This window comes from Empedobacter sp. UBA1574 (genome assembly GCF_002322895.1).
In the GTDB taxonomy this organism is placed as follows: domain Bacteria; phylum Bacteroidota; class Bacteroidia; order Flavobacteriales; family Weeksellaceae; genus Empedobacter; species Empedobacter falsenii_B.
Map to the genome: position 1 here is coordinate 98,893 of NZ_DCOI01000002.1, position 14,242 is coordinate 113,134.

The 14,242-nt window shown below is 33.5% G+C and carries 10 protein-coding genes and 1 tRNA gene; 6 read left to right on the forward strand and 5 right to left on the reverse strand.

Translation table 11 applies throughout. The features are described from left to right. Window positions 1-71: 71 nt before the first annotated feature. Entirely contained in the window at window positions 72-290 is a 219-nt protein-coding gene (locus B3578_RS00675; RefSeq protein WP_219034267.1) for a hypothetical protein, read from the reverse strand. A 225-nt stretch (window positions 291-515) separates the two neighbouring features. Then, window positions 516-1,817: an argininosuccinate lyase gene (argH, locus tag B3578_RS00680; RefSeq protein ID WP_291046277.1), complete on the reverse strand. Its 1,302-nt coding sequence runs from the start codon at window positions 1,815-1,817 to the stop codon at window positions 516-518. Between the two features lie 718 nt (window positions 1,818-2,535). Here argH and B3578_RS00685 point away from each other — a divergent pair. After that, a complete protein-coding gene (locus B3578_RS00685; RefSeq protein WP_291046280.1) occupies window positions 2,536-5,298 on the forward strand; it encodes a bifunctional aconitate hydratase 2/2-methylisocitrate dehydratase in 2,763 nt (920 codons plus the stop codon). An 87-nt stretch (window positions 5,299-5,385) separates the two neighbouring features. Here the strand turns inward: B3578_RS00685 and B3578_RS00690 are convergent, their stop codons facing one another. Beyond that, complete coding sequence (locus B3578_RS00690; RefSeq protein WP_038334953.1) at window positions 5,386-5,733, reverse strand: hypothetical protein; 348 nt, start codon at window positions 5,731-5,733, stop codon at window positions 5,386-5,388. A gap of 325 nt (window positions 5,734-6,058) precedes the next feature. On the opposite strand from B3578_RS00690, the gene B3578_RS00695 reads away from it, so the two are divergent. Continuing rightward, the gene (locus B3578_RS00695) at window positions 6,059-8,323 is read left to right on the forward strand and encodes an aconitate hydratase (protein ID WP_291046285.1); all 2,265 of its coding nucleotides are present in this window, start codon (window positions 6,059-6,061) and stop codon (window positions 8,321-8,323) included. A gap of 143 nt (window positions 8,324-8,466) precedes the next feature. Here B3578_RS00695 and B3578_RS00700 read toward each other — a convergent pair. Continuing rightward, window positions 8,467-8,539: transfer RNA gene (locus tag B3578_RS00700), tRNA-Phe, on the reverse strand. Window positions 8,540-8,786: 247 nt separating this feature from the next. Between B3578_RS00700 and B3578_RS00705 the strand changes: the two genes are divergently transcribed. From B3578_RS00705 to B3578_RS00720, 4 genes are all read left to right on the forward strand, one after another. After that, a complete protein-coding gene (locus B3578_RS00705) occupies window positions 8,787-10,070 on the forward strand; it encodes an OmpP1/FadL family transporter (RefSeq protein ID WP_291046288.1) in 1,284 nt (427 codons plus the stop codon). Between the two features lie 17 nt (window positions 10,071-10,087). After that, window positions 10,088-10,672 carry an LPS export ABC transporter periplasmic protein LptC gene (lptC, locus tag B3578_RS00710; protein WP_291046290.1) on the forward strand — a complete coding sequence of 195 codons (585 nt, stop codon included), beginning with the start codon at window positions 10,088-10,090 and terminating at the stop codon, window positions 10,670-10,672. A 114-nt stretch (window positions 10,673-10,786) separates the two neighbouring features. Beyond that, complete coding sequence (locus tag B3578_RS00715) at window positions 10,787-12,946, forward strand: SurA N-terminal domain-containing protein (RefSeq protein WP_280050902.1); 2,160 nt, start codon at window positions 10,787-10,789, stop codon at window positions 12,944-12,946. 90 nt (window positions 12,947-13,036) lie between these two features. Then, window positions 13,037-13,681 carry a DUF4145 domain-containing protein gene (locus tag B3578_RS00720; RefSeq protein ID WP_291046296.1) on the forward strand — a complete coding sequence of 215 codons (645 nt, stop codon included), beginning with the start codon at window positions 13,037-13,039 and terminating at the stop codon, window positions 13,679-13,681. Between the two features lie 57 nt (window positions 13,682-13,738). Here B3578_RS00720 and purE read toward each other — a convergent pair whose 3' ends face one another. Further along, a complete protein-coding gene (gene purE / locus B3578_RS00725) occupies window positions 13,739-14,242 on the reverse strand; it encodes a 5-(carboxyamino)imidazole ribonucleotide mutase (RefSeq protein ID WP_038333183.1) in 504 nt (167 codons plus the stop codon).

The window sequence follows — 14,242 nt, forward strand, 5'->3', positions numbered from 1 at the left end:
ATGATGAATTTATAACATAAAAAATGCGCTCAACCTAGTTGAGCGCATTTATATTTTAGCTTCGCTATAAATTATTTAGCAACTGCTGTAGAATCAGCTACTGGAGCAACTGCTGTAGAATCAGTTGGAGCAACTGCTGTAGAATCAACTGCTGTAGAATCGTTAGCTGCTGTAGCTAAAGAATCAACTGCTGGTGCTTCTTCTACTGGTGCTTCTTCAGTTTTCTCTCCACAAGATACTGCTCCTAATGATAAAGCTGCTACTGCAACTACTGCGAAAAATTTTTTCATCTTTTTAAATTTTAATCGATTAATTTGATATGTCAAAGTTAGAATGATTTTGACCTGATATAATAAAAAATGATTGTAATTATTTTGTAAAACATTTTTTATTTTACAAAATATAGAATTACAATTATTTAAACGTTTATATTTTCCGAAATTATAAAATTTATAAGACAAAAAAATCCTCAAATTCTATAATTTTGAGGATGATTTTTGACTTATTACAAGTGTTTATTTTAAAACTTGTGCTTCTAATTTGAATTTTTCGATTTTATTTGAAATTAAATCCAATCTCAAATTATGAATACTTCCGATATGCGAAGTCTGAAATTCTTTGTGTGGTATATATGTTCCATTTTCTACAGATAAACCAACTTCTTTGTAAGCATCACGGAAAGGTGTTCCATTCTTAATCGCTTCATTAATATTTTCAACGGTATAAATCGGATCATATTTATCCTGATTCATATAGTTATCTTTAATCTGAAGTTGAGGAATCGCAAATGTTAAGATGTCAATAATATTATCAAATTGCATCATTGGTTCGAATAATATTTCTTTCAATATTTGATAATCACGGTGATATCCACTTGGAAGATTATTGATCGTCATCATAATATCATTCGGCAACGCCTGAATTCTATTGCAATGCGCACGAGTTAACTCAAACACATCTGGGTTTTTCTTGTGCGGCATAATCGATGAACCTGTTGTCATTTCGTTTGGCAACTTCACAAAAGCTAAATCTTGTGAATTGTATAAAACCAAATCGTACGACATTTTAGACAACGTTCCACAAATCATTGCCAAAGCTGTTGCGACAGATTTTTCTGTTTTTCCACGAAGCATTTGTGCACCAACAGAAGAAACTAAGATTTCTGAAAAACCTAATTCTTGTGTTGTTTGCAAACGATCAATTGGGAAACTTGTTCCGAAACCTGCACCAGAACCCAAAGGATTTTGATCAGAAATTTTATATGCAGCCTCAAAAAAGTATAAATCCGTCAACAAACTTTCTGCATATGCCGAAAACCACATTCCAAAACTACTTGGCATTGCCGCCTGAAAATGTGTGTATCCTGGTAATTGATGATTCTTGAATTCGTCTGCTTTTTGTAAGAAAATCTCAATTAAATTGACAATTTTTTCAGTTGTATGTTTTAAATACTCTTTCTTAAAAAGTTGAATTGCAACCAAAACTTGATCATTTCGAGAACGCGCAACGTGAATTTTTTTACCCGCATCACCCGTTTTCTCAATCAAGAAAGCTTCAATTTTTGAATGTATATCTTCGTAATTTTCGTCGACTTCGAAATTATTTTCCGCAATCAGAACTAAAACTTCATCCAAAGCAATTTGCAATGCATCATTTTCTTCATTGGTAATCAAACCTGTTTTTGCCAGCATATTTGCCTGCGCTTTCGACGCTAAAGCATCGTATTTTGCAAGATGAGCATCTAATTCTCTGTCTTTTCCAACAGTAAATTTTTCGATTTTATCATTAATGGTAAAACCTTTGTCCCAAAGTTTCATATCTATAATAATGAATTAAGGGCGCAAAGTTAGTAAAAAGTTGTATAATATCTCACTAAAGTTGTATAATTATTAATAATCATAAATATTTATTCATATTGAATATTTTTGATTGTTTTTTGAGAATGTTTAGACGATTGATAGCATTTCGAAAGATTGATTATTGAATGTTTATTAATATTTCGAAATAATTCAATTTCGTAAAAAAATGACCCAAAAATTATGGAGTTGATATTTTAAGAACCTTTTAATTTTTAACTTCTATTTATTTACGTTTAAAACATTGTTAAAGTGAAATTTAGACCTTTTTTATAATAATTCTAAATTATTGAAATATAACTAAAATATATCATTCTTTGATGAAAAATCTTTACTATAAACGTAATTTTGTGTACCAATTTATAGCTAAACGCGTATTTGTTTAGATGATTGTTAATGTAAATTTTAGAATAAAACTCTGACTCAAATGCTTATGTATGTTGAGCTTGTGTGAGTTAAATTATTAAAAATTACCCTTCGAAAAAATTACATACTTAGTTTGTATTCTGATAACAGTGGTTGCCTATGCCAAAAATGATTTTTATTGAAAATAATTTTTGCATAAGATGTGACGATACAGCGAAGTGTTATTATATAATTCATTTTGATTGGATGAAATCAGGTGTAAGTAGCTTGGTTTTAAACAATCTTTAATATTAAAAAGAAAAGATAGATAATTATGAGTCTTTACCAAGAGTATCTTAACGAGATTGAAGAAAGAAAAGGTCAAGGTTTACATCCAAAACCAATTGATGGTGCAGAATTACTAAGTGAAATCATTAATCAAATTAAAGATGTTAACAACGAATACCGCGAGGATTCTGTTAAATTCTTTATCTATAACACGTTGCCAGGAACAACTTCTGCTGCAGGTGTAAAAGCAAAATTTTTGAAAGAGATTATTTTAGGAGAAGCTACAGTTGCTGAAATTACACCAACTTATGCTTTCGAATTGTTATCTCACATGAAAGGTGGACCTTCTATCGAGGTTCTTTTAGACTTAGCTTTAGGAAACGACGAAGCAATTGCAAAACAAGCTGCTGAAGTTCTTAAAACACAAGTTTTCTTATACGATGCAGATACAGCACGTTTAGCTGATGCTTTTAAAGCAGGAAATACAATCGCAAAAGATATTTTAGAAAGTTATGCAAAAGCGGAGTTCTTTACTGAATTACCAGCAGTTGCTGAAGAAATTAAAGTAGTGACTTACATTGCTGCTGAAGGTGATATTTCTACGGATTTATTATCTCCAGGTAACCAAGCGCACTCTCGTTCTGATAGAGAATTGCACGGTCAATGTATGATTACGCCAGCTGCTCAAGCGGAAATCAAAGCATTACAAGCACAACATCCAGATGCTTCTGTGATGTTAATCGCTGAAAAAGGTACAATGGGAGTTGGTTCTTCTCGTATGTCAGGTGTTAACAACGTGGCTTTATGGACAGGAAAACAAGCGTCGCCTTACGTTCCTTTCGTAAATATTGCACCAATTGTTGCTGGTACAAACGGAATTTCTCCAATTTTCTTAACTACGGTTGATGTAACTGGTGGTATCGGAATCGATTTGAAAAACTGGAAAAAACAAGTTGATGCAAACGGTGATGTAGTGCGTAACGAAGCGGGAGATCCTGTTTTAGAAGAAGTGTATTCAGTTGCTACAGGTACTGTTTTAACAATCAATACAAAAACTCAAAAATTATATAATGGAGACCAAGAGTTAATTGATATTTCAAGATCATTGACTCCTCAAAAAATGGAATTTATCAAAGCGGGAGGTTCTTACGCAATCGTTTTTGGTAAAAAAATCCAAACATTTGCTGCTCAAACTTTAGGTGTCGAAGCTCCAACAGTTTTCGCTCCTTCAAAAGAGATTTCAAATGATGGTCAAGGTTTAACTGCAGTTGAAAAAATCTTCAATAATAATGCAGTAGGATCTACTCCAGGAAAAGTTTTACATGCTGGTTCTGATGTTCGTGTTAAAGTAAACATTGTAGGTTCTCAGGATACAACTGGTTTGATGACATCGCAAGAGTTAGAAGCAATGGCAGCTACGGTTATCGCTCCAACAGTTGATGGTGCGTACCAATCAGGATGTCACACCGCTTCAGTTTGGGATAAAAAAGCACAAGCTAATATTCCTAAATTGATGAAATTTATGAATGATTTCGGTGTAATTACAGCACGTGACCCTAAAGGTGAGTATCATGCAATGACTGACGTTATTCACAAAGTTTTAAATGATATTACGATTGACGAATGGGCTATCATTATTGGTGGTGACTCACACACACGTATGTCTAAAGGTGTTGCTTTCGGTGCCGATTCAGGAACAGTAGCTTTAGCTTTAGCAACAGGTGAAGCGTCTATGCCAATTCCAGAATCTGTAAAAGTAACATTCAAAGGAGAGATGAAACAACACATGGATTTCCGTGATGTAGTACACGCTACTCAAGCGCAAATGTTGAAACAATTTGACGGTGAGAATGTATTCCAAGGTCGTATCATTGAGGTACACATCGGTACATTATTAGCGGATCAAGCGTTTACATTTACAGACTGGACTGCAGAAATGAAAGCGAAAGCATCTATCTGTATTTCTCAAGATGATACATTAATCCAATCGTTAGAAATTGCTAAATCTCGTATCCAAATTATGATAGAGAAAGGAATGGACAACAAAAACCAAGTGTTACAAGGATTAATCGACAAAGCAAACAAACGTATCGAAGAAATTAAATCGGGTGCTAAACCAGCTTTAACTCCAGATGCAAATGCAAAATATTACGCGGAAGTAGTAATTGACTTAGATATTATCGAAGAACCAATGATTGCCGATCCAGACGTAAACAATGTTGATGTTTCTAAACGTTATACACACGATACAATCCGCGATTTAACTTACTACGGTGGTGATAAACACGTAGATTTAGGTTTCGTAGGATCTTGTATGGTACACAAAGACGATTTAAAAATTGTTTCTCAAATGTTACGTAACGTAGAAAAAGCGAATGGTAAAGTGGAGTTCAAAGCTCCTTTAGTTGTTGCAGCACCTACTTACAATATTATCGACGAATTAAAAGCAGAAGGAGATTGGGAAATGTTACAAAAATACTCAGGATTTGAGTTTAGCGACTTATTACCAAAATCTACTGCGCGTACAGAATACGAAAACATTATGTACTTAGAACGTCCTGGTTGTAACTTATGTATGGGTAACCAAGAAAAAGCAGAAAAAGGAGATACAGTAATGGCAACATCTACACGTTTATTCCAAGGTCGTGTGGTTGAAGACCGCGATGGTAAAAAAGGCGAATCTTTATTAGCATCAACGCCAGTAGTTGTTTTATCAGCGATTTTAGGACGTATTCCTAATATTGAAGAATATAAAGCTGCTGTAGAAGGTATCAACTTAACAAAGTTTAAACCAATTTCAATGAACTAATCGTTCGTAGAAAATGATATATAAAAGGCTAACATTTCGGTGTTAGCCTTTTTTTTGTGACATAAATTTATGGTTGATAAGATGTTTCTATTTGAAAATGTTTTGAAATAATCCTATCAAAAATGGTAACAGAATCAATCCAGCGAGTAGGATTAGAGCTATTTTGTATCCAAAAGGTGTTTTTAAATCTTTCTTAATTTTTAAAAATTCTTGTTTTTGATTTTCAGACATTTCATTCACTGACAGAACTTGTTTGCAATGTCCGCAAACGCTTGAACCAGTTTTACCAATCGGAATTACCGGAATCCAAAAAATATGAATATATCGTTGAAAGAAATAATACCAAACACTTTCATTTGTTTGACAATAATTGCAATTATCGGCTTTTGTTTGTGGGGATTTAAGCTTTCCAGAGCGTGTTCCGAATATTATCATGTTGAATTAATTTTTTAGGTTGATAAGTCAAATTTCTTCGAAAATATTATCTTTTCAAAACATTAATCTACTACAAATTCACTACGTCCTTTTGAAGAAATATCTACAGAATGACTACAGATTTTAATGTTTTTTGGAGTCATCAATTCTGTCTTAAGCAAAATAGCTTGTATTTCCTTAAATCAAATTATGATGTTGCAACTAAATAAGTTAGAATTGATTTAAATAAGGCTATTAACCATTTATACACGTTAAATATTAAATAATTCAGTATATTGGGGTATGTTTTTTGATAAATTAAAACCAATTAAATAAATCAATTATTATGGCATTTGATATAAATATGATTAAAGGCGTTTATGCCAAAATGCAAGAACGTGTAGATGCTGCGAAAACTATCGTAGGTCGACCTTTAACGTACTCAGAGAAAATTTTATATGCTCACTTGTTTGACGGAAAACCAACGCAAGCGTATACTAGAGGAGAATCTTATGTAGATTTTGCGCCAGATCGTGTAGCAATGCAAGATGCAACTGCTCAAATGGCTTTGTTGCAATTTATGCAAGCTGGAAAAACAAAAACGGCTGTTCCTTCTACAGTTCACTGTGATCACTTGATTCAAGCTAAAGTTGGAGCAAAAACCGATTTACAAGAAGCAATCAATAAATCATCAGAAGTATTTAATTTCTTAGAATCAGTTTCGAATAAATATGGAATTGGATTCTGGAAACCAGGTGCAGGAATTATTCACCAAGTAGTATTAGAAAACTATGCATTTCCAGGAGGAATGATGATTGGTACCGATTCTCACACGCCAAATGCAGGTGGATTAGGAATGGTAGCAATTGGTGTTGGTGGTGCCGATGCTGTTGATGTAATGTCTGGAATGGCTTGGGAATTAAAAATGCCAAAATTAATCGGAGTTAAATTAACAGGTAAATTATCTGGTTGGGCTGCTCCAAAAGACGTTATCTTAGAAGTTGCTGGACGTTTAACTGTAAAAGGTGGAACAGGAGCAATTGTAGAGTATTTTGGAGAAGGAGCTGAGTCTTTATCTGCAACAGGTAAAGGAACAATTTGTAACATGGGTGCAGAAATTGGAGCAACAACTTCAATCTTCGCTTATGATGATGCTTCAGAAAGATATTTAAGAGCAACTGATCGTAATGATGTAGCAGATGCTGCAAATGCTCACAAATCTTATTTACGTTCGGATGATGAAGTTTATGCAAATCCAGAAAATTTCTATGATCAATTAATCGAAATCAACTTATCTGAATTAGAGCCTCGTTTGAATGGTCCTTTTACGCCAGATTTAATGACACCAGTTTCTAAAATGAAAGAAACTGCAGCAGCGAATGGTTGGCCTTTAGATGTTGAATGGGGATTAATCGGTTCTTGTACAAACTCTTCTTACGAAGATTTGACACGTGCTGCTTCGATTGCGCAACAAGCTTTAGACAAAGGTTTAGAAGCGAAATCATCTTTCGGAATTAACCCAGGTTCTGAGGTAGTTCGTTATACAGCCGATCGTGATGGTTTATTAAAAACTTTCGAGGATTTAGATGCAGTTATCTTTACAAATGCTTGTGGACCTTGTATTGGTCAATGGGATCGTGAAGGAGCGGATAAAGAAGAAAAAAATACAATCGTTCACTCATTCAACCGTAACTTCAAAAAACGTGCGGACGGAAATCCAAATACATATGCTTTCGTAACATCACCTGAAATGGTTGCGGCGATTGCAATTTCTGGACGTTTAGATTTTAATCCATTAACAGATAAATTAATCAATAAATTTGGTGAAGAAGTAATGCTAGATGCTCCAAAAGGAGAGGAATTACCAACAAAAGGTTATGCTTACGAAGATAATGGATATCAAGCGCCAGTAGAAGATGGTTCTCGTGTAGAAGTGATCGTGAATCCAAATTCTGAGCGTTTACAATTATTAGAAGGTTTCAAACCTTGGAATGGTGAAAATATTATTGGAGCTAAATTATTAATAAAAGCATTTGGTAAATGTACAACTGACCATATTTCTATGGCTGGACCTTGGTTACGTTTCCGTGGACACTTAGATAATATTTCGAATAATACTTTGATTGGTGCTGTAAATGCATTCAACCAAGAAACTAATTCAGTTAAAAATCAATTAACAGGAGAATACGGACCAGTTCCAGACACTGCACGTGCATATAAAGCGGCAGGTGTACCTTCTGTAATTGTTGGTGACGAAAACTATGGAGAAGGTTCTTCTCGTGAGCATGCGGCAATGCAACCACGTCATTTAGGTGCTGTAGCGGTATTGGTACGTTCTTTTGCGCGTATCCACGAAACAAATCTTAAAAAACAAGGAATGTTAGCCTTGACATTTGCGGATAAAGCAGATTATGATAAAGTACAAGAAGATGATACAATCAACTTTATAGACTTAACAGAATTTGCGCCAGGAAAACCTTTGACAATCGAGTTTGTTCATGCAGATGGATCTAAAGATTTAGTTGAAGCAAATCATACATACAATGCACAACAAATTGAATGGTTCAAAGCTGGTTCAGCATTAAATTTAATTAAAGCGCAACAAGCGTAATAATTATTTCAACATAAAAAGTAAAAGCCGATGTATTTCTACATCGGCTTTTTTTAATTGAAAATATTTTTTTTAAGATATTATTAACATTTGAAATACTAAAACAAAAAAAACCTCAATCATTTGATTGAGGTTTTAAGCAGTGGTGCCTCCAGGAATCGAACCAGGGACACAAGGATTTTCAGTCCTTTGCTCTACCAACTGAGCTAAGGCACCGCCTTAATTGTGATGCAAATATAGAGCGAAAATCCGTTCTACCAAACATTATTTAAAATATTTTTTAGACGAAAAAGCTATCTTGTTCATTTACCGAGAAATAAATTTTAAAATATTTTTATCTTTGCAAAAAATGAGTGGTTTTAATATTTTAATAGAGATTTAACAACTCATTTTTGCAATCTAATTTTTACAATTCGCAACAAATCATCATATTTGCGTCTTAGAATTCTATTATACATTCATAATGAAGTGGATTATTTGTAGTTTATCACTATTTAGCGTGGTAACAATAAAAGCTCAGTCAATATCAGTTTCACCTTATTCGGCATACGGAGTAGGGGAGCAATTGTTTGATAATAATACTGAACAAGCTGGTATGGGCGGTATCTCAACGGTTCCTACGAATCCTTTTGGACAAAGTGCGAATTTTTCGAATCCTGCAGCAAACCAAAACTTGCGTATGACAACTTTCAATGCAAGTGGAAGTGGAACTAATTATAATTTCAAATCTGGAACAGATAAAGAAAATGCAGGTCGTTTCAATGTTTCTAATATTTCATTGGCTTTTCCAGTTGGTGAAAAAGGAAGTTTCGGAGTTGGTTTTCAACCTTACACAGCGTTGGGATATGATATTATGAATACTTCTGAGAAAAATAATATCAAACAAACTGTACAGATGAAAGGTGATGGAGGGTTAAATAGTCTTCATGCTTTTTATTCAAGAAATCTTTCAAAAGGATTTTCTTTAGGTTTGCGTGTTAATTATCTTTTCGGAGAGTTGCAACGTAACGAGATTTTAGCTGTAGATGGAGCAAGTTTAGCTGTAGATTATAGCGATAAATCGAACTATCGTGGTGCTCAATTTACGTTAGGATCTATGTATACGAAGAAAATTGGAAAAAATAACAATTTAAACATTGGTGCTACTTATACATTAGGAACTAAGTTAAGAACAGATGTGACAGATCTTACAACTTCTTACACATATATCGGAACAACACAATCTTCTGTAGATACAATTTCTATTATTAGAATTGATAATGGAAAAACTAAGATTCCACAACAATTTACTTTAGGAGCATCATATTCTAAAGATAATACGTGGTCGTTAGCTGTAGAAGCGAAATATAATAATTGGAAAGATTTCTCTCAACCATTAGAAGGTCAAAATACTACAATGTCTTCTGCAGTAGATTACAAAAACAATGTACGTTTGGCAGTTGGAGGATATTGGATTCCAGATTATAACAGTTACAAAAGTTATTTTAATCGTGTAACGTATCGCGCTGGGATGTATTATCAATCAGCTCAGTATTCTATTCACGGAACAGATATTGATGCTTATGGAGCAACTTTAGGTTTTGGATTTCCAATTGGAAAACAAAATGATGGCTCTATGATGAATATTTCGTTAGAGTACGGACAAAAAGGAAAAACAACAAACAACTTAATCAAAGAAAATTATTTCGGAGTTAAAGTTGGATTTGATATTAACGATATTTGGTTTAGAAAAAGAGTTATTGACTAATTTTGGACAAACAAAAATTGTATAAAAAAGCAAACGAAAAAGTTTTAATTAAACCGAGTATTGTATTTGGTCTGATTAGCGTTTTCGTTTTGCTTTTTTCTTGTAAAAAAGAACTTCCTCCTATCAGTAAAAAGAAGGTAGAATTCCCAACACGCACACTTATCAATGCAAATATTATCAACAAAGATTCTGGAAGAATTTCGGGTAATTTGCGTTCACCATTAATCGAAGAATATACAACCGTAGATTCTCCTTACACGATTTTTAGAAAAGGTTTAAACCTTGACTTTTATCAAAAAGGAAGTGTGAAACCAGGTTATTTTCAGGCAGATTGGGGAAGATTAAGTGATGTAACAGGAATCTACGAAGGTAGAGGAAATGTAATTATCGTAAATGAGAAAGGTGATTCGTTGAAAAGCGAGCAATTATTTTGGAATAAGAAAAATAAAACAGTTTATACATCGAAAGAAGTTTACTTAATTAGCAAGGAAGGCGATTCGTTAACAGCGAAAAACGGTTTGCAAGCTACTGACGATTTAGAAACCTATACTTTATTCAATAATCAAGGATTTAAGTATGTTGATGATAATCAAAAATTCTAAAGAGCGTTAAAAAAATTAACAAAAAAGCGCATACTTGTCGCTTCTTCTATTTTATTATTCAATGTATTGTCGTATTTTCGCCACCTATTATAGAAATAACATTAAAATAAAACAATGGCAGTTTTAGGAGAAATTCGTAAAAAAACTTGGCTGATCTTCGTGGTAATCGGAGTTGCAATGTTAGCTTTCGTTGCAGGAGATTTATTCGGAGAGAATTCAAAAATAAAACAATTATTTACTGGAGATCCGTCTGTAGTTGGTACAGTGAACGGAGAACCTATTGGTATTGCAGAATATCAGAGTGCGTACGATCAAACACAAAAGATGTACGAAAATCAAGGTCAAACTGCAACTCCAAATCAAATTGCTCAACAAACTTGGAACAGCTTAGTTAGTCAGAAAGTGTTGAAACAACATGCTGAAAAATTAGGTTTAAAAGTTTCTGATGATGAATTTTGGAGCTATACAGCTCAAAACTTCGGAATGGCATCTGGTGCAGAAGCACAACAACAGATTGCTCAATTAGAAGCGAATGCGGCATCAAGCCCAGAAGCGCAACAACAATATAGAGGTTGGTTGCAAACTGCTGAACAAATAAAATTACAGATTTTATCTCAAAAATATTTTGGTTATGTAATGGCTGGTACAGCGGTTACAGGTAAAGAAGCGGATATTCAACAAGGATACAATATTTCGAATGCAAATATTCAGTATGCATTTGTTGATTATGCAACTTTGGCTAAAAAATTAAATGTAAAAGTAACAGACGAAGAAATTTCTGCTTACGAAGCGAAATATCCAAAATTGTTCAAAGCAGAAGGTTTAGTAAAATTAAGTTACACTTATTTCCCTGCTGGAGCTTCGACTGCTGATGACGCTGTTGCTTTAGCAAACATCAAAAAGTATCTGTCAACTCAAATTGTTCATGACGAAGTAAACAATGTTACAGATACAATTGCAGCATTTGGTTCTGCAAAAAGTGATTCGGTTTATGTGACTCAAAATTCTGAGAAACCATTTATTCCAAATTATTTTACAAAAGCAGAATTGGAACAAGCTCAATTAGGACCAGAAGCTACAAACTTCTTGAAAACTGCTACGGTTGGACAAATTGGTGGACCTTTCAAAATTGGAAATACATACCAATTATACAAACTTTCGAAATCGAAAGAAGTAAAAGATTCTGTAAAATCTAGTCACATCTTAGTTTCTTATACAGGAAGTGCTGCTGGAAACGGAGTAAAACGTACAAAAGACGAAGCAAAAAAATTAGCTGAGCAAATTTTAGCTGAAGTAAAAGCTAATCCAGCTTCTTTTGGTGAAGTAGCTTCAACAAAATCTGATGATAAATCATCTGCTGTACAAAAAGGAAGCATTGGTTGGGTTGGAAAAAACAATCAATTAGATCAAACTTACAATGGATTTATTTTTACAAAACCAGTTGGAACAGTTGATTTGGTAGAATCTCAATTTGGGTTCCATATCATCAAAGTTGATGATGCGAAAAACAAAACAGCTTATCAAGTTGCAAACATTGTAAAAACAATTGAGCCTTCTAAAGCGACAACAGAAAAAGCATTTACAAATGCAAGAACATATGTTCAGAATGTTGAAGGAAAATCATTGAATGATTTCAAAAATACTGCGAAAAAAGGTGGTTATTTAAATAATACAACAGAAGGTATTGAGCGTTATGCTGCGATTGGTCAAGATATTCCAAACGATCAGGACGGAGATATCTTAAAATGGGCTTTTGGCAAGAAAACAGATAAAGGGGCAACAAACTTGTTTACATCTTCTACAGGAGATTACATCGTTGTTCATTTAGTTGAAAAATTTGACAAAGGTTTGGCGCATCCAAGTGTTGTTCGTCAATATGTAGAGCCAGTTTTGATGCACGAAAAAGTTGCTAAATTGGTTGACGAGCAAGTTGCGAATGGTGGATTGAATGCTTTTGCTTCTAAATTTGGAGCGAAAAAAGGAAATGCTACGGTTAACTTCTCTAATTCTAATTTAACTGGAATTGGTTTAGAGCCTAAAGTTGTAGGAGCTGCGTTTGGTGTAAAACCAAATCAATCTTCTAAAGCGATTGCAGGTAATGCTGGAGTTTTCTACATTATTCCTTCAAATCAACAAATTCAAAAGAATCAAAAAGGTTCAATGATTTTGGATAATTTAAACCGTCAATTACAAGGACGTTTCCAACAAACATTGTTACAATCATTGATTCAAGCTGCTGATGTGGTAGATAACCGCGATAGAGCTTTACGTTAAGATTTAAAATTTCTTATAATAAAAAACTCCCAAGCTTAATAAGTTTGGGAGTTTTTAGTTTTATAGATATCTTTATTAATATTAAAATAAATGAAGTTTAAATTAGAAGGAAATATTCAAAATTCGGAAGGAACAAGAATTTCAATTAGATGCCCACATTGTGGTCATAATGGAACATTTGAGTCTATAGGTACCGATGTATATGTAAAGGATACTTTTTCAAATCCAAAAACATTTGGACTTCGACGTTGTCCAAATAGAACTTGTTTAGGGCATTTATTCTTTGTATATAATAATTCAATGAATGATATAATATTAACTTATCCATCAGATACAATACCCTTTGATAAAGAAAATATTCCAGAAAAAGTAATAAATGCTTTTCAAGAGGCAGTTATTTCTCATTCAAATAATTGCTTTGTAGCATCTGCTATAATGATTAGAAAAACTTTAGAAGAGATTTGTCTTGATAGAAAAGTAGATGGAAAAAATTTATATTTAAAATTACAAGATTTAGGAACTAAAATTTTAATTCCAAAAGAATTAATTGAGGGTATGCAAGAGTTAAGACTTCTTGGAAATGATGCCGCCCATATTGAATCAAATACATTTAATGAGGTAGGTAAATTTGAAGTGGAAATATCAATAGAATTTACTAAAGAAATTTTGAAAGCAGTATATCAATATGAATTTCTTCTTGGTAAATTGAGAAGTTTAAAAAAGATAGGTGAATAAAGCAAAAAAGCATCAATTTTTAATTGATGCTTTTTCTATTAGAATATTTCTTAAATCTTACTTATCAAACCCATTCGGATATTCGCCTTTTACAAGCTCTATTTTCGCTTCTACGGCTTTTTGTAAATCTTCTTGATATTGGATTAACCTTTCTTGCAAAGTTGGATTAGTAGCTCCTAAAATACGCGCAGCCAAAATTCCTGCATTCTTCGCTGCATTTACTGCAACTGTAGCAACTGGAATACCATTTGGCATTTGCAAAATAGATAAAATAGAATCCCAACCATCAATCGAATTAGACGATTTAATTGGAACACCAACTACAGGAAGAGGCGTAATTGATGCAACCATTCCTGGCAAATGTGCAGCGCCTCCTGCACCAGCAATAATGACATTTATTCCACGTTCGTGCGCTGTTTTTGCATAATCAAACATACGTTGTGGCGTACGATGCGCAGAAACAATTGTTAATTCGAAAGGTATATTTAATTCTGTTAATAGATCAGCAGCTTGTTTCATGATAGGCAAATCGCTATCACTTCCCATTATAATTCCTACCAT

What these genes read in the sequence shown, in the direction of transcription:
- B3578_RS00675 (WP_219034267.1), bottom strand. Translation starts at nt 290, where the DNA reads ATGAAAAAATTTTTCGCAGTAGTTGCAGTAGCAGCTTTATCATTAGGA.
- argH (WP_291046277.1), bottom strand. Translation starts at nt 1,817, where the DNA reads ATGAAACTTTGGGACAAAGGTTTTACCATTAATGATAAAATCGAAAAA.
- B3578_RS00685 (WP_291046280.1), top strand. Translation starts at nt 2,536, where the DNA reads ATGAGTCTTTACCAAGAGTATCTTAACGAGATTGAAGAAAGAAAAGGT.
- B3578_RS00690 (WP_038334953.1), bottom strand. Translation starts at nt 5,733, where the DNA reads ATGATAATATTCGGAACACGCTCTGGAAAGCTTAAATCCCCACAAACA.
- B3578_RS00695 (WP_291046285.1), top strand. Translation starts at nt 6,059, where the DNA reads ATGGCATTTGATATAAATATGATTAAAGGCGTTTATGCCAAAATGCAA.
- B3578_RS00705 (WP_291046288.1), top strand. Translation starts at nt 8,787, where the DNA reads ATGAAGTGGATTATTTGTAGTTTATCACTATTTAGCGTGGTAACAATA.
- B3578_RS00715 (WP_280050902.1), top strand. Translation starts at nt 10,787, where the DNA reads ATGGCAGTTTTAGGAGAAATTCGTAAAAAAACTTGGCTGATCTTCGTG.
- B3578_RS00720 (WP_291046296.1), top strand. Translation starts at nt 13,037, where the DNA reads ATGAAGTTTAAATTAGAAGGAAATATTCAAAATTCGGAAGGAACAAGA.
- purE (WP_038333183.1), bottom strand. Translation starts at nt 14,242, where the DNA reads ATGGTAGGAATTATAATGGGAAGTGATAGCGATTTGCCTATCATGAAA.